The sequence below is a fragment of the Brevibacillus daliensis genome (genome assembly GCF_021245735.1).
Lineage (GTDB): Bacteria > Bacillota > Bacilli > Brevibacillales > Brevibacillaceae > Brevibacillus_B > Brevibacillus_B daliensis.
Window position 1 is genome coordinate 82,352 of record NZ_JAJISB010000018.1, and the last position, 21,744, is coordinate 104,095.

20 protein-coding genes and 1 pseudogene are annotated in these 21,744 nt (G+C 39.2%); 16 read left to right on the plus strand and 5 right to left on the minus strand.

Going from position 1 to position 21,744, the window contains the following annotated elements; genetic code table 11:
* Nucleotides 1-70 precede the first annotated feature (70 nt).
* Entirely contained in the window at nucleotides 71-199 is a 129-nt protein-coding gene (locus LM917_RS14405; protein WP_373688792.1) for an ATP-binding protein, read from the minus strand.
* A gap of 174 nt (nucleotides 200-373) precedes the next feature.
* Between LM917_RS14405 and LM917_RS14410 the strand changes: the two genes are divergently transcribed.
* Together LM917_RS14410 and LM917_RS14415 are read left to right on the plus strand one after the other, a co-directional pair.
* Nucleotides 374-1,225 (plus strand): MurR/RpiR family transcriptional regulator, encoded by an 852-nt coding sequence (locus LM917_RS14410; RefSeq protein ID WP_232698228.1) that lies wholly within the window; start codon nucleotides 374-376, stop codon nucleotides 1,223-1,225.
* A 555-nt stretch (nucleotides 1,226-1,780) separates the two neighbouring features.
* Nucleotides 1,781-2,347 (plus strand): NUDIX hydrolase, encoded by a 567-nt coding sequence (locus tag LM917_RS14415; RefSeq protein ID WP_232698229.1) that lies wholly within the window; start codon nucleotides 1,781-1,783, stop codon nucleotides 2,345-2,347.
* Between the two features lie 268 nt (nucleotides 2,348-2,615).
* Here the strand turns inward: LM917_RS14415 and LM917_RS14420 are convergent, their stop codons facing one another.
* Nucleotides 2,616-2,813: a hypothetical protein gene (locus LM917_RS14420; RefSeq protein ID WP_232698230.1), complete on the minus strand. Its 198-nt coding sequence runs from the start codon at nucleotides 2,811-2,813 to the stop codon at nucleotides 2,616-2,618.
* Between the two features lie 404 nt (nucleotides 2,814-3,217).
* Between LM917_RS14420 and LM917_RS14425 the strand changes: the two are divergent.
* The 8 genes and pseudogenes from LM917_RS14425 to LM917_RS14460 form a co-directional block, all read left to right on the plus strand.
* Nucleotides 3,218-3,649: pseudogene (locus LM917_RS14425) on the plus strand (N-acetylmuramic acid 6-phosphate etherase); the annotation flags it as partial.
* A gap of 113 nt (nucleotides 3,650-3,762) precedes the next feature.
* Nucleotides 3,763-4,068, plus strand: a complete 306-nt coding sequence (locus LM917_RS14430) for a PTS sugar transporter subunit IIB (RefSeq protein ID WP_232698231.1) — start codon at nucleotides 3,763-3,765, stop codon at nucleotides 4,066-4,068.
* Nucleotides 4,069-4,112: 44 nt separating this feature from the next.
* On the plus strand, nucleotides 4,113-5,396 hold the full coding sequence (locus LM917_RS14435) for a PTS sugar transporter subunit IIC (protein ID WP_232698232.1): 1,284 nt from the start codon (nucleotides 4,113-4,115) through the stop codon (nucleotides 5,394-5,396).
* A gap of 206 nt (nucleotides 5,397-5,602) precedes the next feature.
* Nucleotides 5,603-5,887, plus strand: a complete 285-nt coding sequence (locus LM917_RS14440; protein ID WP_232698233.1) for a hypothetical protein — start codon at nucleotides 5,603-5,605, stop codon at nucleotides 5,885-5,887.
* 32 nt (nucleotides 5,888-5,919) lie between these two features.
* A complete protein-coding gene (gene anmK, locus LM917_RS14445) occupies nucleotides 5,920-7,074 on the plus strand; it encodes an anhydro-N-acetylmuramic acid kinase AnmK (RefSeq protein WP_232698234.1) in 1,155 nt (384 codons plus the stop codon).
* 57 nt (nucleotides 7,075-7,131) lie between these two features.
* Nucleotides 7,132-7,464, plus strand: a complete 333-nt coding sequence (locus LM917_RS14450; RefSeq protein WP_232698235.1) for a PTS lactose/cellobiose transporter subunit IIA — start codon at nucleotides 7,132-7,134, stop codon at nucleotides 7,462-7,464.
* Nucleotides 7,465-7,478: 14 nt separating this feature from the next.
* Entirely contained in the window at nucleotides 7,479-8,375 is an 897-nt protein-coding gene (locus LM917_RS14455) for an N-acetylglucosamine kinase (protein ID WP_232698236.1), read from the plus strand.
* A gap of 264 nt (nucleotides 8,376-8,639) precedes the next feature.
* Nucleotides 8,640-10,343, plus strand: coding sequence for a YcdB/YcdC domain-containing protein (locus LM917_RS14460; RefSeq protein WP_232698237.1), 1,704 nt, complete (start codon nucleotides 8,640-8,642; stop codon nucleotides 10,341-10,343).
* Nucleotides 10,344-10,573: 230 nt separating this feature from the next.
* Here LM917_RS14460 and LM917_RS14465 read toward each other — a convergent pair whose 3' ends face one another.
* Both LM917_RS14465 and LM917_RS14470 read right to left on the minus strand, forming a co-directional pair.
* Nucleotides 10,574-10,843, minus strand: coding sequence for a hypothetical protein (locus tag LM917_RS14465; RefSeq protein ID WP_232698238.1), 270 nt, complete (start codon nucleotides 10,841-10,843; stop codon nucleotides 10,574-10,576).
* Between the two features lie 13 nt (nucleotides 10,844-10,856).
* The gene (locus LM917_RS14470) at nucleotides 10,857-12,161 is read right to left on the minus strand and encodes a lipase family protein (protein ID WP_232698239.1); all 1,305 of its coding nucleotides are present in this window, start codon (nucleotides 12,159-12,161) and stop codon (nucleotides 10,857-10,859) included.
* A gap of 78 nt (nucleotides 12,162-12,239) precedes the next feature.
* Here LM917_RS14470 and LM917_RS14475 point away from each other — a divergent pair, with 78 nt between their 5' ends.
* The 3 genes from LM917_RS14475 to LM917_RS14485 all read left to right on the plus strand — a co-directional run bounded on the left by LM917_RS14475 (nucleotide 12,240) and on the right by LM917_RS14485 (nucleotide 13,980).
* A complete protein-coding gene (locus LM917_RS14475) occupies nucleotides 12,240-12,566 on the plus strand; it encodes a hypothetical protein (protein ID WP_232698240.1) in 327 nt (108 codons plus the stop codon).
* Nucleotides 12,567-12,581: 15 nt separating this feature from the next.
* Entirely contained in the window at nucleotides 12,582-12,908 is a 327-nt protein-coding gene (locus tag LM917_RS14480; RefSeq protein WP_232698241.1) for a hypothetical protein, read from the plus strand.
* Between the two features lie 352 nt (nucleotides 12,909-13,260).
* The gene (locus LM917_RS14485) at nucleotides 13,261-13,980 is read left to right on the plus strand and encodes an alpha/beta fold hydrolase (protein WP_232698242.1); all 720 of its coding nucleotides are present in this window, start codon (nucleotides 13,261-13,263) and stop codon (nucleotides 13,978-13,980) included.
* 811 nt (nucleotides 13,981-14,791) lie between these two features.
* Here the strand turns inward: LM917_RS14485 and LM917_RS14490 are convergent.
* A complete protein-coding gene (locus tag LM917_RS14490; RefSeq protein ID WP_232698243.1) occupies nucleotides 14,792-19,108 on the minus strand; it encodes a GGDEF domain-containing protein in 4,317 nt (1,438 codons plus the stop codon).
* 201 nt (nucleotides 19,109-19,309) lie between these two features.
* Here LM917_RS14490 and LM917_RS14495 point away from each other — a divergent pair, with 201 nt between their 5' ends.
* From LM917_RS14495 to LM917_RS14505, 3 genes are all read left to right on the plus strand, one after another.
* A complete protein-coding gene (locus LM917_RS14495) occupies nucleotides 19,310-19,609 on the plus strand; it encodes a hypothetical protein (RefSeq protein ID WP_232698244.1) in 300 nt (99 codons plus the stop codon).
* Between the two features lie 107 nt (nucleotides 19,610-19,716).
* Entirely contained in the window at nucleotides 19,717-20,574 is an 858-nt protein-coding gene (locus tag LM917_RS14500) for a YtnP family quorum-quenching lactonase (protein ID WP_232698245.1), read from the plus strand.
* 17 nt (nucleotides 20,575-20,591) lie between these two features.
* Nucleotides 20,592-21,293: an SdpI family protein gene (locus tag LM917_RS14505; RefSeq protein WP_232698246.1), complete on the plus strand. Its 702-nt coding sequence runs from the start codon at nucleotides 20,592-20,594 to the stop codon at nucleotides 21,291-21,293.
* The last annotated feature ends 451 nt before the right edge of the window (nucleotides 21,294-21,744 follow it).

Genomic DNA, 21,744 nt, shown 5'->3' on the forward strand with positions numbered 1-21,744 from the left:
TAATGGATATGGTTCAAAAAGAGGTAATCTCTCTGGCGTAAGAGTGATGTACCTCTTTTTTAATTTTTAGCTAACCAACTGTTTTTATGAAATGAAGGGAGATCGAGGTACCTTCGCCAGGGGTGCTTTTTACTGTAATCTCTCCTCCATGTGCCAGTACCAGCTCTTTCGTGATGGCCATCCCAAGACCCGTTGAGATTCTCTAGTGTTTTTTTGCTGGCAGGATGTCCCTAGAGCTTGGTTTTCCGGTAAAGGGAAAAGAGCCGATTCGAGGTGAGTATGTTCAGCCAGTAAAAAAATAATTTACACGGATGGGGTGCTGTTCCATTTCCGAGAATTGTGCTATTAATTAGGAAGGAACGGGGGGAACGGCATGCAATCCATGATGATTAACAAAATAGAAAATCAGATGGAGCGATTAACCAAAGCGGAGAAAAAAGTGGCACAGTATGTACTGAATCATGCTGAATTGGTGCCAACCATGACAATACGAGAGTTGTCTAGTCATGCTGGAGCGAGTGAAGCAAGTGTGGTTCGGTTTTGCAAATCGATTGGGATGAGTAATTTTCAATCTCTTAAGCTGGCACTCGTACGCGATATTACTCGTTCTGATATGAATATCAGTGATTTTTCGGTAATTAAACAACAGGATGCCCCGTATGAGCTGTTTCAAAAAGTACAGTATCACAACAAAACGGCGATCGAGGAAATGTCTCATTCTCTGGATAAAAAGGAATTGGAGAAAGCGGTTGAAGCAATTCTTATGACACGCAATGTTATCTTTTACGGGTTGGGTGGTTCCTCAGTCGTTGCTTTGGATGCCTGCCATAAATTCCGTAAGATTGGCTATCATTCCGAGAGTACTACCGATTTTCATATGATGCTTCCCGTTGTTTCTAATATGAAGCCTGGCGAAGTTCTTGTGGCTATTTCTGTTACAGGCAGTACGAAAGAGCTGGTGGAGATTGTTCGTTTTGCCAAAAAGAAACAGGCGATCATCATCGCGATTACCAACGGAGCCAAATCTCCGCTATATAAAGAAGCAGACATCCGGTTGTGTACTCCTGATATTGAACAGGATTTTCGTGTAGGAAGCATTGCATCACGAATTATGCATCTTACTATTATCGATGCCTTGTATGTTTCGATCTTTAATCGGATTGGAGAATCTGTTCTTGACCGATTTACGGAGATCAGGCAGGAGGTTCTCAAGTATAGTAGATAAACAACCAAACATAACAATACTAAATCCCTTTATATCGTGAGAAACAATAATAGGGATACTTGTATTGAAATGAAGGTTATTTTACCATTGTGGTTGTACATGATTTATTTATGAAAATTGTTAATCAGATTGGTGGGTTTCTAATTATTCAAAACCAGGCGTTACGAGATCGATTAAAAGAGGTATCATGGGGTGCATAGAGTGAAGAGCCTTAACCATTTAAGCATCAAACTCGTAATATCTGGTAACTGTGGAAAGTTACGATAGTATGAAACTTGTTTACTTTAACCTCCAATAAACAAATATTGAGAAGGTATGACTTTTATCTACTGTGAAAAAGTCATGCCTCTTTTTTTCTGAATGGGATCATCAACAGTCGAATGGACTTCGGTAGATTTATTCCTATGAACCTATCAATAGAAAACGTGTAACTATCTAGACAATTGGTTTACTTGCTAGCATATTCAGTATAGTAGGATAGGAAGGACGGTTTGTAGTAAACTATCTGTAACTAGTAGATAAATGAATGGACGAAAGAAAGAGAGATGCGTACATATGAAGTATATTGAACAAATAAATCATTTCATTCCCGAACATGAACAAGATGCTAATGATAAACGATTAATTCTGGATTACATCAAACAGTTTCCCCATAATATTCTGCTAAGGGAAAATGAGCTTGCCCATATTACGAGCTCTGGTTTAATTGTAAACGAACAATTTGATAAAGTTCTGATGGTTCACCACAATATTTACAACACGTGGGCTTGGACAGGTGGACATGCCGATGGGGACACTGACTTACTATATGTGGCAGTAAAAGAGGCTAAGGAAGAAACGGGAGTAGAAGAAGTAAGGGCGCTAAGTGAAGATATTATTTCGATAGATATCTTGCCCGTTTTGGGTCACATGAAAAGAGGAAAGTATGTAAGCGCACATTTGCACCTGAATGTTTCCTACCTGTTACTTGCTGATGAATCAAGTACGCTTACCATAAACGAGGCAGAAAACAGTGGTGTAAAGTGGCTGGAAATCGATAAGCTGAATCAGTATTCAAATGAGCCTTATATGGTAGCGGTTTACGAGAAAATTATTGAACGAGGAAGAAGACTGTACAGATAGTATAAGCAGGCGTGGTATTAAATTTTTGTCTCCCCAAGATAAATCAGTAAAAAAACGGATTGGGTTAGAAATGGAAGGACAGGAAACATATTTATACCCCCTAAAATCTTTGGTTTTTCCAAAAACACGACTTTTGCAGCAGTCTCAGTTAATTAAACGAGAAACGAGCCTTAGAAGCGATTCTAGAGGCTCGTTTTTCGTTGACTGTTTTATTGTTCTGAAAAAAGTGGACTTTTGCAATGCTCTCTAAATAGCTTTAGGGGCTCTTTTAAAAAGGAGTGTCACCTTGATGATTTCTGGTTTCATTCAAGTAAGTTTCTTTATAGACCATGTTAGAACAACTTGAGTTCTTTATAGCTGTTTCTAACTCCTCTTGTGTTTTTTTCTTTTTACTTATGCGATCATACAGGTATCCAAACAAGAGAAAACCCCCAACTATAATTAATACAAATATTCCTAAAGTCATGAACTACCCTCCTTGTCGAATTCTTTTTTTATACCTTTATTTTACATAATATACAAATTGATGCTTATGATGTAGTAAAAGGTTAGTACCCATTTCTTACGACAAAAAAATATCAACCACTCTTCTGGGGCTTCTATTGTTCTTATAGCCATTTGGTTAGAAGGGAGACTAGATGACTTTATTTGAAGAATGCATCGAGTGTGAGTGGAACCGATAGACTTATATATGTATCAGCGAGCGGACAATCTACAGCATCATAAAAAACGGTGATGATTTTCCCAGAAGAAGCTCGGAAGACTTATAATCATAATTTGAAATAATATTTCATATTATGATTTAAAAATATTGACGATTAATTTCAAGGTGGTAAAATGGAAACGGATACAAAAAATGGCAGAAGGTGAATCCATGCTAAAAAAGTAAGTAAAGCGTGTAATGAAAATGCTGAGGTAAGTAGGTATGCAGATGTTGCGATTGAAGTAGTACCTGGACCAGAAGTACTAACAGGCTCCACACGCTTAAAAGCAGGAACTGCCCAGAAACTGGTACTTAACATGATCTCCACCTGTTCGATGATAGGCATAGGCAAGGTATTTAAAAACCTGATGGTAGACATACAGCCAACCAATGCCAAGTTGGTGGAACGATTGAAACGGATTATCATGCAAGCAACAGGAGTTTCATATGATAAATCGTCTGATTATTACGAAAAATTAAATGGTAATGTTAAGGCAGCTATCGTTATGATCTTGGCTCCATGCTCTTATCAGGAGGCTTTGGATCGGTTGCAAAAGAGTGAAGGATTTGTTCGACAAGCATTACACCTAGAAAAGTAAGCTGTTCTCTTACAGAACAAAACGGTCATGACCGTTTTGTTGGACGGCGAGCGGTCACATCCAATTTTATGAAAAACGTCGAGACGTTTTTCACAGAAAAAAGGAGGAGTTCCATGCGGGTATTATTCGTTTGTTCAGCTGGAATGTCTAGTGCCATTGTAGTAAATGCCTTAAAAAAGGAGGCGGAAAAACAGGGAGTAGCGGTTGAGGTTAAAGCAGTCAGCACTCAGGAGTTCGGTGAGGAGGTAAAAAATGGCTGGGACGTAGCAATGGTGGCTCCACAGGTACGCCATCGTTTTAATCAGTTAAAACAAGAGGCGGATGGGGCTTCCGTTCCATGTGAATTGATTCCTCCACAGGGCTATACACCGCTTGGAGGCCCCATTTTACTTAAAAAAGTGAAGGAAATGACCACCTAAGAATCCACTCCGGTCATGAATGGAGAAGTAAAGGAGGAAATTTTATGAACGGGTTTATCGATTTTTTGGATCGACGCTTATCTGGACCGATCGCTCGAATAGCTGAACAACGGCATCTGCGTGCAATTCGTGACGGTGTTATTTCAGCCTTACCTTTCATTATTGTGGGGAGCTTTTTCCTCATTATTGCCTTTCCACCTTTTCCAGAAGATTGGGCTATCTCGTTATGGGCAAAGGAGAATGTGGCAAAAATTCTAATCCCGTACCGGATGACCATGTTTATTATGTCTCTCTACATTGCCTTTGGAGTGGGGTACAATCTCGCCAAAAGCTACAAGATTGATCCGTTAGCTGGCGCGCAAATTTCTGTAATGGCGTTATTAATGACGATTGCGCCAAAAGCAATACCTGATGTTGGATTCGTTCTTCCAATGGGTAACCTGGGGGGACAGGGATTGTTTGTTACCATGTTAGTCACCATTATTGCTGTAGAAATTCTGCGTTTTTGTAAGCAACGCAATCTGACCATTCGCTTACCTGAACAGGTACCGCCCTCGTTATTACGTTCATTTGAGGCTTTGATTCCTATCGCAATTGTACTTCTCTTAATGACTCTGGTAACCGTTGTATTTAATCTTGATTTACACGCACTAATTGGTAAAGCAGTTGCTCCACTGGTAACAGCAGGTGACAGCATCTTTGGGGTTTTGATTCCGGTCTTTTTAATTACTTTTTTCTGGGCTTTTGGTATCCATGGTGTTTCGATTGTAGGTACAATTGCTCGTCCTCTTTGGGAAGTTTACCTAGGGAATAATGCGGAGGCAGTTGCATCCGGTCAGGCTACGCTTCCTCACATTGCTCCAGAAACCTTTTATCAATGGTTCATCTGGATTGGCGGATCAGGAGCAACAATGGGATTAGTGCTCTGTATGTTGTTATTTGCTAAATCGCGCTATTCCAAAACATTAGGAAAAACAGTTGTTACTCCTAGCATTTTTAATATTAATGAACCTGTTATCTTTGGTATTCCAATCGTTTTGAATCCAATCATGGTAATTCCATTTGTAATCGTACCACTGATTACAGCAACACTTTCTTACTATGTTACTGTTCTTGGGTTCGTCAACCCGACTTATATTAAAGTTCCTTGGACGCTACCTGCACCGATTGGAGCTTATCTGTCTACTGGTGGTGATTGGCGAGCAATCATACTGGTTGTGGTAAACATTCTGATTTCGTTCCTTATATATCTGCCATTCTTCAAAATGTACGATAATAGACTGGTTGAACAGGAAAATGAGGAGAACAGTGTAGAAACAACTGTATAGAAAGCAGGATTTGTGCAGGATGTGCACGGAATGAAAGTGAGCTAAAGTTTCGGGGGAACAATCGTTTCCCCCTTATTCGTTATTATTCGATTTATCTTACACATCGTTATGTTGAGGTACGCTTATGTACATTTTTTGGCGACCTTCCATTTTCACATAACTGTGTGGCGAGAATCATGAAGGATTTCCTATTAGGAGGCTTGTATATGGATACAGGAAATAAATTGCTCCGTTTTCGCTGGAAAAGCGCCATTTTCTTTTTCGGATTTGTAGTAGGACTGAACTTACTGTTGGTACCTGTTCTCTCTTGGTTTGGTTTATCTGATCAGCTTAGTCTATTTATTGTAAATAGCGTTGGTTGTGGTGTTGGGGTGAGTATTGTGATGCTTCGATTGGAAGGCAAGTACCAAAGCCGTAAACAAGCCACTCGTTATACGCTAGGGGCGTTAGCGGTCTGTACAGCTCTAAGTTATTATCTGATTTATCTATAAAATGATCTGCAGTTTTAAGGGGGTGTAATCATTTGGGTCTCTATGTTGGTTTGATGACAGGAACATCACTTGATGGGATAGATGCCGCTTTGGTAGAGATAGAGGAGGCGAATACTGGGCCGAATGTTACCATGCTTGATTTTGTCACGCTTCCTTTTTCAGAGGAAGAACGAGAGACGATCATGAAAGCTTCTTCTGTCGATACATCCGACGTCCAGCTCATTTGTAGTCTGAATTTTCACCTAGGAGAAAAGCTGGCTGAAGCAGTAGAAATCATATGTAAAAAGAACGGCATTCCAGCTGAAAAACTAACAGCGATTGGTTCACATGGACAAACAATCTATCATCAACCACAGCCAACAGGTAATTATAGAGCTTCCACACTTCAAATTGGAGAGCCAGCAGTAATCGCTTATCGAAGTAATGCTACTGTTGTTGCCAACTTTCGAGTGATGGATATGGCAGCAGGTGGTCAGGGTGCACCATTAGTGCCATACACGGAATGGAAATTATTCAGAGATCAACATAAAAATCGGCTGCTCCAAAACATCGGTGGAATTGCCAATGTAACAGTACTTCCTGCTCGGGCAAATTTACATGAGATACTTGCTTTTGATACAGGACCGGGGAACATGATTATCGATGAATTGTGCAAGCGTTTCTTCTGTCTCCCATTTGATGGGGGCGGGGAATTGGCTGCACAAGGAAAAGTAGATGAGGGTGTCCTTGATTATTGCTTACAAGATTCATATTTTAAGCAAAAACCGCCTAAATCCACAGGAAGAGAATTATTTGGTACATCCTATGTCAATCAATTAGTAGCTACATTCACAGATTTATCTGCTTATGATTGGCTAGCAACCATGACAAAGTTTACCGCCATCACTATTGCAGATAGCTACAAACGTTTTATTTTTCCAAATTGGCATGTAGATGAAATCATTATCGGGGGTGGAGGTAGTTATAATCTGACTCTACTTCGAATGCTTGCAGAGGAACTAAAGGGGAGTTGTCAGATACGGACGCAAGAAGAACTGGGTTACTCTTCAGAAGCGAAGGAAGCGGTTGCCTTTGCGCTGTTAGCTCATGAAACCTTGCAAGGTAGAGCTTCTAATATTCCATCTGCAACGGGAGCAAAAGAGTGCGTCATTCTTGGTACCATTACGTATCCACCAAGAATGAACTAGCATACGCATTCAATCTTTTCTAGTTGAAACGATTACAAAGAACGAGGGGGAAGATGAATGAATCAGTTACAGAACGAGAAAGAGATTTTTGAGATGATTGTTCATAGCGGAACGGCTCGTGGTATCGCGTTTGAAGCGTTAACAGCAGCAGAGGAATATGATTTTGCTAAAGCGGAGGAGCTAATGAAGCAGGCCCGCTATGAACTAGCTCTGGCACACCAAACACAGACAGATTTGATCCAGGCAGAATTAAACGGTGAGCCTGCGGAAAAGACGCTCCTACTCATACATGCCCAAGATCACTTCATGACCTCCATGAGCGAACAAAAATTGATTGAACACATGATTCGTATTCTTCGCAAGCTTAAGGAAGAGACAACGGATAAATAGATGGAGGAATGAGTATGCGGTACATCATTGGAGTGGATGGTGGTGGAACTAAAACAGTAGCGATTGCATATTCACTTGATGGAGAAATTGTAAGCCATGGAGAAAGTGGCTATGGTAACGTGATGATTCAGGCGGAACAGGCAATCCTTCATGTCAAGGAAGCCATACAACAATGTCTGATACCACTAGATAATCAAAAACTGGAGGCTATCAGTTTAGGACTTGCTGGAATGGCGAGTGGACAGTATCGAGATCAGTTGGAAAAGGAACTGGCGTTTTACGGAGTGCCCATCCTTTTAACCACTGATGCTAGAATTGCTCATGCAGCAGTGTTACAAGGCGAAGACGGAATACTTGTGATTGCAGGAACGGGTTCCGTCGCCATTGTCTTGGAGAGGGAAAGAATTCAACTGGCAGGTGGATGGGGGCATCTTCTAGGTGATGAAGGAAGTGGCTACTGGATAGCGATTAAGGCATTTCAACATATGATCAGAGAAGAGGAAGAGTCGCTTCTGCGTAGTGGACTCAATGAGCGTATCCTGGGTGAAATAGAATGCAAGGAAGTATCCCAAGTGAAGCGATTCGTTTATCAAGCCACCAAAGATCAGATAGCTAGATTAGCAGCAGTTGTGGCAGAAGGAGCAGAGCGAGGTTGTGAACAGGCTATGGCTATCTTGCAAGAAGCTGGACAATTACTTGCACACATGGCTGTTCGGCTATATCGGAAAACTAGTTTACCAGAGGATGTTTCTATCGGTTTAATGGGAGGTGTCCTTACTAACAACATGCTGGTGAGAAGCAGTTTTACTGAATCGATTGCTAGCTATATGCCAAGAGCGAACGTAGTTGTTAGCTGTGAATCTCCAACAAAAGGGACATTGTATCTGGCGAAGAAACAATTGGGATTATAACGTAATAAGGTCTGGAATATGGATCAGTATCGGTTATATGAATTAGCTGAGTACACTCGTACCTTTAGTCATGAGAGGTTCAAGAGAAGAAATCGGGATTAGGTTAGGAGAGCAGACATGGTTGGAAGATTTTCCAATCAGTAGTTTGTTCTTTTTTTTACAAACATTCACAAATATTTGTAAATCAATGGTAACTATTTCCTTTGTGTTTCGTCATTATGATAGAGTGGAAGACCTATAAGTTAATAAAAATGAGGTGTAAGAATGAAAAAACATATGTGGAACAGAGCCATTTTTTTGCTAACCGTATCGCTCTTGACAACAAGTGCGATCACGATAGGACCAGAGGTAATTCATGCATCAAAAGGACAAGCTAGTTTACAGACAACCGTAAAAACAGGTGAAGCCGTAACGAATGCCAAGTCAAAAGAACAAAAAACATTTCCTAAGGAATATGAAAAGACGGTTACTGACTTTTTGAAGAAATATACTCCCTTAAACGGTTATCAGATTGAAGGAACTCAGTATATGGAAAAAGATGAGCATAGGGAAGCACATTGGAGAGTTGAACTAGTAGATACTAAAACCAAGAAAAGTTATGTTGATCTAGAAATCGGGGAGAAAACAGGACAAATAGTAGGTTTATATGCAAATAATGATGAATGGGCATCTGATACATACCCCACGGAGAAACTAGCAAGAGAAAAAGCAGATGAGTTTGTAAAAATCCTTCTAGGCAAAGAAGCAGAAAATTATAAGTCGAGAGAATGGTTGGGGGGAGGATTAGCTTCTCATTCTGATGAAAATGGAAAAAAAACCTTCCCTAGGCTTAGTGTCCACTATGAACGATATGTGAATGGTATTTCTTCCGGGAGAGGAGGAATTAGCGTTTCAGTAAACCAGGCAGGAGTGGTAACCAGATACCATGTTGATGAGGATACATCAATCGATACGGCATCCTTCCCGAAACCTGATGATGTTATCAAGAAAGAAGATGCCGGTAAGAAGATATGGGATGCTGTCAAATTGACTCCCTCCTACTACACTGCTTTTAAAGTAGACAGATACCCTGTAAAGGTTTCTGATAAGATAGAATCCTTTCCTCTCTTAACATATAATCAGAATAATCATGTAGTTGTTGATGCGAAGAGTGGTAAGGTGGAAATAGAGGAATTTCCAAGCGAAATCAAAAGGGTGAGTATTTCGGGGGAAGGAAAAGAACTGGTTGTAAAAAATAGAGAAGAAGTAGAAAAGATGATACTAGGAATGGGAATGAATGTAGCTGGATGGGATTATAGAGAAGAGAAGGAGGATCCTTTTTTTGATGACCTGAATACTATTCAATATTCATGGAGTCAAGATGTGGAGGGAAAGGATTATCAAACAATAGGTGTTGAAGCTGATAAAGAAACTGGTAAGGTGCTACACTTTTATACAAATGCTCGCCCTGTTTATAACAAAGACAAAATAAAAATAACGGAGGAAGAGGCACAAAAAATAGCACTTTCCTTCCTTGATAAACATGTTACTGGCACGAAAGAGCTTATTCTAAGTGAAATAGACAAACCTGGGCTTAGCGAGTGGCAACTAAAAGGCATTACACCTGAGGAAATCAAACAAATGGAAAAAAAATCAGATAATATCTATTCAGTATATTTTTATGAAGTCTACCAAAATACCAAAGTAGTAGACCAGATCTATTTTGTGCAACTGAATGCGGAAACTGGGGAAGTTTTGCAAATGGGTGTTCCGAGTAGACCTACTGGCAATTTACCAGAATTTAAGAAAGCAGTCTCTATTGAAAAAGCCAAGGAAGCCTTCCAAAAAGAATACGAGGTTACTCTTTCTTACGAATGGTATGACGAAGAGGGTAAAAAATTAACGACCCCTCGTCTTATTTATCAGTTGGAGAAGAAAAACAGGGGCTCCTTTTTTGATGCGATAACAGGTGAGTTCAAAACAAAATAATTGAAAAGAGCGTACAGAGAGAATCAAGCCTCATCTGTACGCTCTTTCTATATCAAGATGGTACCTACTCCATTAAGATTCCCCAGAAGTACACACATTTCTTAGCGAAGCCTAGGTGTCGGGTAGTTCACCGTAATGCAGTTTTACATATTGATAGATATAGATGTGAGATATTTCCGCGATGGGTACGATCAACTTGATAGATACGATCAGCTTCATTTCTGAACCAATTAATCCTCTTGATCCAGCCGCTCCATCATCTGGATATAAGCAATCAATTCTTCCCGCAGGACCTCCAAACGGGAGATCCGTGTTTTTAATTCACTAAAAAAGCTGTTCATCTTTAGGCGCAATTCATTGGCAGAAAGACCATGCCAATCCTCGAGACGAGCATTCTGTGTAGCTACATGACGTTCATTATTACGTAACTGTCCGATTAATTGTGTAATTTCACTCAATGCTTGATATAACTCTGCTAATTCTAGGCGAATCCTGCTCATCACCTAGTTCCTCCTATCCGTTAGCGGTGGTTGACACACCGCGGTCTGCTATGATAAAGTCTGTAGATTTTTTCTCAAGATAACTTGCTATGTCAGTAGTTGTATGTACATACCAGGAGGCAGTTTGCTCCAGTTCAGCACGGATACTAGCAGCAATGGATGAGAAGCGTCGGCTCTCACTATTTGAAAGCAAGGAGTTAATGGTTCTGATAGCAACAGGGCATTCCTGCTCAAATTGTAGAGCATGTTGTTTTAATTGCTTTCCTACCTCCATCACTTCATCTGGATCGATCCGGATAGTTAGACCGGATCTCATCAGCCTGGCCCCTATTGCTCCCATTGCAAAAGCTCCGGCAGCACCAAGAGTGCTTGAGAGTGCATTGAACAACTCACCAGATTTAAATACGTCAAAGAATTCAGAAGCAGCCAGGTGCCGTTGAAAGAGAGGCGAGCCAGTCAATATTTCACCGGTGTGTCGGTTGTACAATACATTACTGAGATAGCCGTCTTTATCGAACTTGTAATTTCCTAATCCGTGATAATTGGTACCAGATACTGTATCTTTAGCACGAATAAGGTTACCCCCCAAGTAGTCATACTTTTCGTTCGCTTGATCAAAACTCTTATCACCCAGATAATAGGTCGATCCGATATGACGATCATATTCTTTGCCGAAGCCTGCTCCTATTGAATCACTAGGATGAACATAGTTTATAATCTGTTTGTCAAAAAAACCGGACTCCGCATACGCCTGCAAGTCATCAGGCAACAAATTGTACACGCTGGGTGCACTGAACGTAATGGCATTCAGATCATGCTTTGCAGCGGAATACTGCGCTAATGCGCCTCCAAGTGAGTGACCCGTTACATCAATAGAGGCATCAGGATATTTTTCTTTCAAATTTGTAATAAGCTGGTCTGCTCTGTGAAATTGATTTGTTTCGTAATCAAGTCTGTCCAAGATATAACTCTTTGTATTGAATGGATTGGCATACTCTGCGAACTGCTTCCACAAAGGGGCATTAAATGTTTCCTCCAGGTCCTTATATCGACCACCCACAACGTCCTTCGCATCTGTAATGGCATCATTAATGAATCCCACACTGTCAGGCTCCGTTCCCCGATAAGCGACGACGATTTGATTGGTCTCAGGATTTCGATATACCGTAGCATCAAATCCGGAGATAGGATCATCCAGTGTGGCACCCTTTGGTTCAACCACTTCCCAGCCAGGCATTTTCTCCGAAAGACCGGGTGGATTTTTCCCATAGGCAGCCTGAGACATTATGTGGTAATCTTTATCTGTCAGCTTACTCATTTACAATCACTCGACTTCCTCTGAATAGTTGTATTATTCTAATTATATCTGGAAATTATTATAAAGGAGATGCTTATTTTGGCAAAAAATAAAAAAGGGAATTTAGTCACATTCTTCCTGTCTTTACCCCTCCTTTTAGCAGGGAACGGATCAGGTGAACCTAGCGACCAAAGTCAGGTAGTTAACGAAGAGATCAAAGGAAAAGCCGAAATATTGGGAAAAAAGCACTTGGCTGATTCCTACAAACTGGATGTCGTATTTACGGAGGCAGAGGTTTTTCCTGCATTTATTAATACGATGGTTAATCTAAAGGGACATGTAGTAAATGATCCCGAGAAGAAAGTGGCTATTATGTATAACTATCAGACTTGGGAACTAATTGAATCCATCAGACCAGCAGAATAAGGGAGGAATAAGCACATGTACCTGCAATCTCATAATTGGAAATGGTTACCTATAGTTCTAGTTGCATGTCTATTTCTCATCGGTACTGGATGTGGCGCTTCTACATCTGAGGTATCAGATAAGGCTAGTATTGTGGAAGAGGCAAAAGATCGGGGAGTTAAGCATTTTAAGGATAAGTTTCAATTAGACGTAGTGTTTACGGAATCTGAGGTGTTAGATACCTCTATAGCAGATAATGTGAATCTGGCTGGTCATGTAAAAGGTAAGGCAGACAAAAAGGTCTCAATTATTTACAACTATAAAACCTGGGAAGTAGTAGATTCTATCAGACCAAAAGAGTAGGGTAACCGTTGCTTGGATGAATAGGATAGATAAAGCAGAACGTAATCTGTGGCTTTAAAATAAAGTTTGATAATTTAAAACAAAGTCCGATAATTTATAAAAAAGATTGATAATTTGTAATAAAGTTTGATTAAAATCCTGTATAAATACCGGATTTTAATTTAAACAGGATTTTTCATTTTATGTTTTTGCCGATGTTGTAAAACTTTAGTATATTACTCTATTAAAGGACCAGTTAATTGAACAGCACATTCAAAGAAAAATGGATATTTATTAAGCAGAATTTATTTAAAGAATGTTTATTGTAAAAATTCCCAGTATAATGAAAAGAGTAAATGAAAGGAGTGATTGAATGAGTACATTTGTCTTAGTTCATGGAGCATGGCACGGAGAATGGTGTTGGGATAAAATTGTCCCTTTGTTACAAGATGCTGGACACCGTGTATTAACCTTTGATTTACCAGGTCATGGAAAGGATAAAACACCACCTTCTGAAGTGACCTTGAAAAATTATACTGACCATCTATGTAGTATTTTAGATAATGAGTCTGAAAGGGTCATTTTGGTGGGGCATAGCATGGGTGGAATTGTCATAACTCAGACAGCTGAATATCGCCCTGAAAAAATTCAATTACTCGTTTATTTATGTGCCTTTCTTCCTGAAAATGAGCAAACTTTACTTCAAATACTTGAAAATGATAAAAAAGAATCGCCACCAGCTGTCGTATTAAGTGAAGATAAAACTAATTTAGAGCTCAAAGACGATCTGATAAAGGATGCCTTTTATGGGGAATGTTCCGAAAGTGATATTTTTGAGGCGAAAGGAAAACTTTGCGTCCAACCACTTTTACCTTTTATTACACCCGTTCGCATAACGGAAGATCATTTCGAAAAAGTTCCTCGTGTTTATATTGAAACCCTTAAAGATAATGCGATCTCCGTCATATGCCAAAGAGAAATGTACACTAAAACACCTTGCAGACAAATAATTACCCTTGATACAGACCACTCACCATTCTTTTCGCAACCGGAAGTATTATCGTCACATTTAAAAAATTTAGTAAGTGAATAGGGATTGAAAATGAGAGCTAACTAGAGGATTTTTGAAAATTATCAAAAGGAAGTTTTGATAAAATCTTGGACCCTGTTGAGTTTTATTGAACTGAGGGAGCATAATAACTAAAGATCAATTTTTGAAACTCTTTTAAATTTTTCGATATTACGCAATCGGGTGCTTTAACTGAGCAAGGATCACAAAAGTTATCAAACTTTTTTATAAAAGGATGATTCAATTGAATTTAGAAAAGCGTGTTTTGATCAATCTTTTTTTCAAAACACGCTTTTTCTATTTGCTCTTTTATATGTGGCTTTGAAATAAAGTCGCACTGTTTATAACAAAGTTAAACCGTTTTAAATAAAGTTGCACTGAAATAAGGTACTCAAAATCACAAAAACGCTGGTTTGATAGGCTTTTGAAAATATTTTGATTAAACTTTTTTATAAAAATGACAGTAATACTTGATGAAAAGGTTTCTATTTTAATCAATCTTTTTTCTAAAGACCATTATCAATACTACGTTAAATCACCTTTCAACAAATACTTTTAATCAAACTCTATTCAAAACCAACATTATAAGTTGATTTAATCAAACTTTATTCCAAGGCTACATAATCAGCTTTATCTATCCTATTTGTATTGCGTATAACCTCAATCACTACGCGAATTTTGGCATCAATTCGTCTGTTCTCAGAAATAAAAAAACGCCCGCCAATCTGCATTGTTTAGGCGGGCAAAAATTTGCGGATATCAGACTATCCAAAATTAGTTTACTGTGTGATTGAAATTTACACAAACGTAATTAATGGAATTTTTGAGAAAGATATCAAATTTCCTGTAAATTAGCCTGCGGTAACTTCCAAGAAGCAACTACTCGATTCTTGCCGTTCGTTTTGGCAAATATTTCCGCTCTGTCTGCTAGGCGTATTAATTCATCAACAGTTTTCGTTTTAGAGTAGCCTACGGAAGAGACTCCAATGCTAGCCGTAACCTGATAAGGATAACCTATGGCAAATTCCTCTTCAATCTCCGTACGAAGAGTTTCAGCCAATCTGTATGCGGTCTCTCCATTTGTCTTGGGAAGAATTAATAAAAATTCTTCACCGCCGTATCTCCCCAGAATATCGTGTTGACGCAATGTCCGTTTTATTAAATCAGCTAGCTTAACGATTACGTCGTCACCTTCTTGGTGTCCAAACTCGTTGATTCTTCGGAAATTATCAATATCAATCATAATAAGTGAGAGGTCAAGCTGATATTGCAGGGAAAGATCCAGCTCGCTTTTTAATAAATCGATAAAATAACGACGTTGGTAAAAACCTGTCAAACTGTCGAATTTCATTTCCTGATAGAGCATGGCGTTAGCTATATGCGGCTTAATAAAGGTGATCAGCTGGGAAAGTTGATCTCGAATTGTAGGTGTATCATCTGTCAGATCTAGTTGTAACACGAGCGATTCAGTTTGGTCTTGATATAGAGTAAAACGATAACTGGAACGAAGTAGTGATTTCTTACGATAATGGAGTAACTTAGCGTTCGTAATTAGTCCAGTAGGTGAATAATAAAGCCGCTCTCTGCGATCACGCAACTTACTTCGAATGATTAATTGAGATATAGGAAAATACTCATAAAGCGAATGAGAGAGTCGCTCACAGATCACCCACAGGTCAAGTGATTCGGTGACATGCTCTGTAATTTGAAATAAGCCAAGTAGGCCAAGTGATTGATTCAAAAAGTAGTTTCGCTCATCCCATATTTTCTGCAAAGATGCTTGATCGTAAGTCTGGACTTGAGATAACTCAATCCTAGGATGAAATAACGAACTTATTTCCTCAGCTAAAGGCTCTATGGCATACTCTTTTTCTATCCGACTGTATCCATTGATCGCACGCCGAATAAATAATCCTGCACGTTCCAGATTCCCTGTTTTTTTTGCCAGATTGGCAGAGAGACGATAGTAGTCTGGCCAAAAAAGCAGGTATCCATGTCGATTGATATAACTGGAGAACCTTCGCAAATACTCCTCCGCTTCTTCTGGTTTGTACTCAATTAGAAGGGGAATTAGCTCACGGTACGCCCAACCAGTTTGGACTCGATGAGGATTAGTTTGAATCGTTTGAGTAAATAAGCTTCTTGCTTCTAACAGCTTGTTTTGTTGTACAGCAGTTAAAGCCAAAATAAAGAAATCAAACGAAGAGGGATTCTCTGGACAACGAAGAGGATCAATGGTCCTCCCTCTTAAATATGTCCGATAGCGATCAAATTGCTCAAATTGCTGATAGGCTACTTCGGATAAATCCTCTTGATTAAGGCGCGATGTAAGCTCAAAAAAAGAATCATCGTCCTGCCATTCCAATGCATAAAAAAGCTGATTATAAAAAAGCTGTCTTTTTAAATCTCCCCGGTAAAGAGGATTAACTTTGTTCAATTTTTCTAAATAATAGCGGTAACCGGATACATCACCCAGATAAGATGACATCTCCATTCCATTCAGATAGCTAATTGATAGTTTAGTAGTAAATCCGTAGCGCTTGGCAACATCGGAGCATTGCTTGCTATACCGCAAGCTAGTCCGTACATCCGGATAAAATACATATATATTATATAACTCTAGCAACAAATCATGATGGGAGGTTTTCTCCAGAATGGATTCCAGCTTATTTAATAATGCGGATGTCCACTCGTGTCTTTCTGGAAAATATTCAAAGAGCATGAATGTATAGCAGAGAGTTATCTCAGCAAACATTCGTGTACAGATTTGCTGATAACAAGGAAAAAAGCGATTTACATAAAATTGATGCACACGCTCTGCCCCTACGGAAGTAAGTGGAGCAAAAGGATCAGAGTCAACAAGTAAGCAAGCAGCACGTACTTGATCATGCAAATCTATTCGGTCATCAATCAAGTATTGAAACAATTCTTGCTGCAAGGAAACAGCATCGATACGATCCGTAAACAACTCCATTCGCAGGATGCGCAAACGATCCTGATCTGCAGCTGTAATCAAATAGAGACGGCGGGCAACCTCTTCTGCCTGTTCATATAAGTGCAGTCGAATATATACTTTGTACAAATGTCGATCCCAACAAGCAATTTTGGAACGTCCTAAATCATTTCGCAGGGAGTGGATTGTCTCTAGAATCTGTTTCTTTTGTTCCATAGATAAATAAGAACGAAATTGTCTATAGTACTTAATCATGTAAAGATAGGTAAGCTTATTCTCTCCTGCCTGTTGGGATAAAGAGATCAATAGTTTCCACTTCTTCGGTGTAAAACGGTATTGAATCTGCAATGCTTCCCGATATAAGGCTGTCTGTTCTGCCACTCGCACTTCCGGGAGTAATTCTGCTGTGAAGGAAGGTGAAGTGAAGATGAAGTCTTCTCCAACGAGATGAATGACACCTGCAGCAGAAAGAGCAACGAGCTTAGTCCAAAGAGCAGAAAATGATAGTTGGTTTTCTTTTGCAAACAATCGAGTTGGTATAGGGGAAGGAAGACAGTTAAGCAAACGTAATAGATGCAGCTCTTCCTCGTTTAACAGGGCTATTTTAGCTTTGATTTCTTTCTCCAAATTAAATCCTGACAAATCAATATCACGATCATTCGAAAGTTCCCATCCATGAAGTGGAGTGGAAACAATTTGTCCTTGCTCGATCAAATAGGCTAGTAAAAATGATGAATGCCAGGCAGATATCCTCTGGTCAGATAAATATTTCTGTAAGGTTTGAAGCAAGTTTTCATTAACTTTACTTAATTGAAGTAAAAGACGTTGCCGATTCTCTTCCTGTCCATACGGTTCAATGTTGATTTGAGGGATCATCTCAGCTTCTAAGAGTTGAGGGAGATGTGAGCCACTCAGAATAAAAGAAAAGGGGACTTGGCTGTCTCTGTTTAGCTGTTTCCAAAACTGAATCATTACTTCTTGGGAATCTTCATCTAATTGATCAGTAGTTTCGAAGATCAAGAAAATTCTTGGTAAATCTGGTAATTTTTCAATCTCAGCAACGAATTGAAGTAACCAGTTAGTAAAGGCGTTAATCGTTTCTCTTCTCTCTATATGTTTATTCAACAAGTGATTCAATTTTTTTTGTAGAATAAATAGCCGCTGAGTCCAAGCAGGAAAACGTTTTTTGATAACGCGAATCAATTTTCTTATTGCTGATTTAAGAGCAGCAAAGGGAAGAGGCTGACACAAAAGCTGTACAAATAGATAATCTGAGGAAGAACGATGACAAGTGTAATACAGACTTTGAAAACGCATAGAAGCGTCCTGACTGATCAATCCAATGATTGAACTTCTATTCTGTGCTAAGAACTTTGTTAAAACCTTATCCGCTTGTAAAGAATGTCCATGTACCAGCGTGTGCAGGTATGAATAGGGAGCTATTTGAACCGTCTCTTCCAGAATTGGATCTTCCTTACGCAATGAGAAGGAGAAGGCATCTACTGTAATTGCATGAACTTCATCTGCAATTTGATATGTGCTATAAAAGGATTGTGGTTTATGTATCAGTCTGTGGGATAGCATATTTACTTGAGTTAAGGCTCGTTGTTCACGGTCATTTACAACCATCGTACAAGCAAAAAACTCTTTCATCAAAAGTCCTAATGCAAAAAAGTCAGATGTTCTGTTGAATTGCAAATCTCTTGATAGTGTTGAACGATAAAGATAATAATTGGGTGAAGCAGCTCGTATAAACCTGGAATCTTCAGCTGGTTGTGGTTGAAGATCTAATATAATATGTCTTTGTGCTCTATCATAATGTATGAGAGTAGGACAAAAAAAACCCACAAAAAACTGTCGGTTATGCAAACGAAAAAGAGAACATGCAAGTGTATGTAAAAATGCCAATTTTTCCTCTATCGACATGGTCTGTTGGAAAAGAGTATCAACAATATGATGAGACGCTGGAAGAGGTTTGACGTTTATCAGCATCTCCGAGTCGTTTATTTCCCATGACAAGAGAGGACGAAAACCTAAATCACTGGCAATCTGGTTCCATTTGGAAACGCGCTTGTGATAGCCCTTAAGGTCAACTCCATATTCTCTGTGCAAGCGTACTTTCAGTTGTTCAAAATCTTTCGAATGTTCAACCGAAACAAAGGGTGAAGGTGAAAAAGGGAGTGAGTGTGAGTAGATCATAGTTTTTCACTCCATTCCTAGAACAATTTTACTATTTATTATAGTATAAAATACCTATATTACCAATGAAATATCATTTACAAGAATATACATGAGATGTCGTATATTGATAGTTTTTGTCGAAGCACTTTTCATTATTTCGTTTTCAAGGCAAAATGGAAGTATTATTTCCATTCTTGAATGGGGAGGGTGGCGTTGGGCATGGGCGATCATCAAATATTAATTGGTATACGCCATTTTCTGACTTTCCAGAAAGATAAGGTGCGCGTAAACGACTGGAATTTTCATTTACCAAAAGGGTGCCGCTTTATTGCTGGGGGAAAGAACTGTAAGGCGATCCGTCATACTATCAGTTTATTCATTCAAAACGAAAAAATCGGACAATTCGTACTAGAAAAAAGGGATGGTCAGTACCTCATAGTTGTTGAAGCGATCTCAAGTGATTATACGATAGAAATTATGGGATTGTGTCAAACGATAGTTATACAGGAAAAATGCTAATTATGTATAATATTATAAGTAAAGCTAGAAAATACCTGGTTACGTCACGATAGCACCCGCACTTTAAGGGTGCTTTTTTCGTAGCAGTGGTAATAAGGAGGAATAGAATGAGCAAAAGCTTGCAGTCGTTACAAATCGGTGATATTACTCTTACTTGGTTAGTAGGGGGACTTACACAGCTGGACGGAGGAGCTATGTTTGGTGTAGTACCAAAACCACTATGGAGTCGTCGATATCCTTCAAATGAGCTTAATCAGGTACCACTTAGATCCGATCCTATTTTAATTCAAGCTCATGGCAAAAATCTCCTGCTTGAATCAGGAATGGGCAATAACCGATTAACGGATAAACAAAAACGCAACTATGGATTAGTGCAAGAATCACAGATCCATGAATCTTTAGCGTTACTTGGTCTTTCTGTGGAGGATATTCATCTTGTACTTATGACTCATATGCACTACGATCATTCTAACGGATTGGTTTCTATTAATGAGGATGGGGAATTATATTCTACTTTTTCACAGGCGAAAATCTATGTTAACCAGATTGAATGGGACGAAATGCGTTCGCCAAATATTCGTTCACGTAATACGTATTGGAAGGAAAATTGGCAACCTATACAACAACAAGTACTTACTTATGAGGATAGCGTGGAAGTCTTGCCAGGAATTACGTTGATACATACTGGGGGACATAGTGACGGACATGCTATACTAGTAATAGAAAGCCAGGGGAAGAAAGCCTGCCATATGGCTGACATCATGCCTACCCATGCTCATCAAAATCCATTATGGGTCATGGCATATGATGACTATCCCATGCAATCCATCTATGCGAAAGAAAAATTATTGAAAGCATTCATACAGGAAAACGTCTGGTTTACCTTTTATCACGACGCATTTTATCGAGCTATTAGATGGAACGAACAAGGGGAAGTTATCGACTCAATTCCTGTAGAACGGTAAGGAGTGATTTAGACACCATGGAAAAAAGTCGTTCAGAAGGAGCGAGGCATTGGTTGGAATTGATGCTGCTCTTTATCACTTTGTCACCTGTAATCGCGTCCGTTGGGTTCTTTTTTCAACTCCCGGATCAGTTATATACAACTGGATTAGGGACCGATCAGGCCATTTATCAAAGTAAATTATTCTTGTTGTTGTCAGTTAGCATTGTACAGATAACGACACCGATATTATTAAGAGGTTTCCTAGGTAAATACCGCTTGAGTGACAAAAATTCAACTGGAATGAAAATGTTTGGAGATCTCCTTCGCATTATTCAGATCCTCGTGTTTAGTTGTATCTTTTGTCTACTATTGCTTCAAAATCTCCTTATTCCCATAAAATTTGATACGATTCTTATGCTTTGTGTAGGTGGACTTTTGCTTATTTATGGTTACATGTTACCGTATATCCCCTATTTGCATCCGCTGGGCTTGAGAACGACGTGGACAATTAAAGGGGACACAATTTGGGTAAGTACTCATCGAAAAATGTCAGTGTTTTGGATTATAGCGGGTACAAGTTTTTTCATCTGCCCCTATCTTCCAGGCTGGCTAGCTTTAGCGCTGATCATTTTATCGTTAAGTATCATTGTGGGATTAACTCACGTCTACTCGTATATCTTTTTTCGTAAAAGCAAAAATGAAACCAGCAGACTTGATAAACTATTTATTGGCAAATAGATTAGTAATAAATGGCTGCAGTCCTTTGGGATGCAGCTTTTTTTGACTTCATTTTTTTAAGAAGCTTTTCTAAATACACTGCTGTAGTGGGCTGGCAGAAGAAGCACATTTTTTGTCTGCAAACTTGTTAAGGTCCCGCAAGGGAGCTAAAACTGTCCGCTACACAATAAAGAGTGCGGAAAGTGCAAAAGGGTGCGATGCTACGAAGTATCTCATGGGTTGCACTTTTTAATCCGCACCCTTTATTGTGTAGCTAGGTAGGACCTTAAAGAGTTCTGGACAAAAAATGTGCTTTTCTGCTAACTCAAACAAAACCAATGCCTGAAAAAACCAGCTTCTCTTTTCACGCGGAGCAAACAGTCAATTCCCATATGGGGCGAAGACTTTAAGCGAAGGTTGAAAAGAGAAGCTGGTTTTCTCCACTACAACTAGGAAGAAAACGATTTTTTTG

Excerpts from the sequence above, each read along its gene's own strand:
- LM917_RS14505 (WP_232698246.1), top strand. The coding sequence starts at position 20,592 with ATGGAAAAAAGTCGTTCAGAAGGAGCGAGGCATTGGTTGGAATTGATG.
- LM917_RS14430 (WP_232698231.1), top strand. The coding sequence starts at position 3,763 with ATGCGGGTATTATTCGTTTGTTCAGCTGGAATGTCTAGTGCCATTGTA.
- LM917_RS14420 (WP_232698230.1), bottom strand. The coding sequence starts at position 2,813 with ATGACTTTAGGAATATTTGTATTAATTATAGTTGGGGGTTTTCTCTTG.
- LM917_RS14485 (WP_232698242.1), top strand. The coding sequence starts at position 13,261 with ATGAGTACATTTGTCTTAGTTCATGGAGCATGGCACGGAGAATGGTGT.
- LM917_RS14415 (WP_232698229.1), top strand. The coding sequence starts at position 1,781 with ATGAAGTATATTGAACAAATAAATCATTTCATTCCCGAACATGAACAA.
- LM917_RS14470 (WP_232698239.1), bottom strand. The coding sequence starts at position 12,161 with ATGAGTAAGCTGACAGATAAAGATTACCACATAATGTCTCAGGCTGCC.
- LM917_RS14435 (WP_232698232.1), top strand. The coding sequence starts at position 4,113 with ATGAACGGGTTTATCGATTTTTTGGATCGACGCTTATCTGGACCGATC.
- LM917_RS14460 (WP_232698237.1), top strand. The coding sequence starts at position 8,640 with ATGAAAAAACATATGTGGAACAGAGCCATTTTTTTGCTAACCGTATCG.
- LM917_RS14495 (WP_232698244.1), top strand. The coding sequence starts at position 19,310 with ATGGGCGATCATCAAATATTAATTGGTATACGCCATTTTCTGACTTTC.
- LM917_RS14490 (WP_232698243.1), bottom strand. The coding sequence starts at position 19,108 with ATGATCTACTCACACTCACTCCCTTTTTCACCTTCACCCTTTGTTTCG.
- LM917_RS14465 (WP_232698238.1), bottom strand. The coding sequence starts at position 10,843 with ATGAGCAGGATTCGCCTAGAATTAGCAGAGTTATATCAAGCATTGAGT.
- LM917_RS14450 (WP_232698235.1), top strand. The coding sequence starts at position 7,132 with ATGAATCAGTTACAGAACGAGAAAGAGATTTTTGAGATGATTGTTCAT.
- LM917_RS14480 (WP_232698241.1), top strand. The coding sequence starts at position 12,582 with ATGTACCTGCAATCTCATAATTGGAAATGGTTACCTATAGTTCTAGTT.
- LM917_RS14455 (WP_232698236.1), top strand. The coding sequence starts at position 7,479 with ATGCGGTACATCATTGGAGTGGATGGTGGTGGAACTAAAACAGTAGCG.
- LM917_RS14440 (WP_232698233.1), top strand. The coding sequence starts at position 5,603 with ATGGATACAGGAAATAAATTGCTCCGTTTTCGCTGGAAAAGCGCCATT.
- LM917_RS14410 (WP_232698228.1), top strand. The coding sequence starts at position 374 with ATGCAATCCATGATGATTAACAAAATAGAAAATCAGATGGAGCGATTA.
- LM917_RS14500 (WP_232698245.1), top strand. The coding sequence starts at position 19,717 with ATGAGCAAAAGCTTGCAGTCGTTACAAATCGGTGATATTACTCTTACT.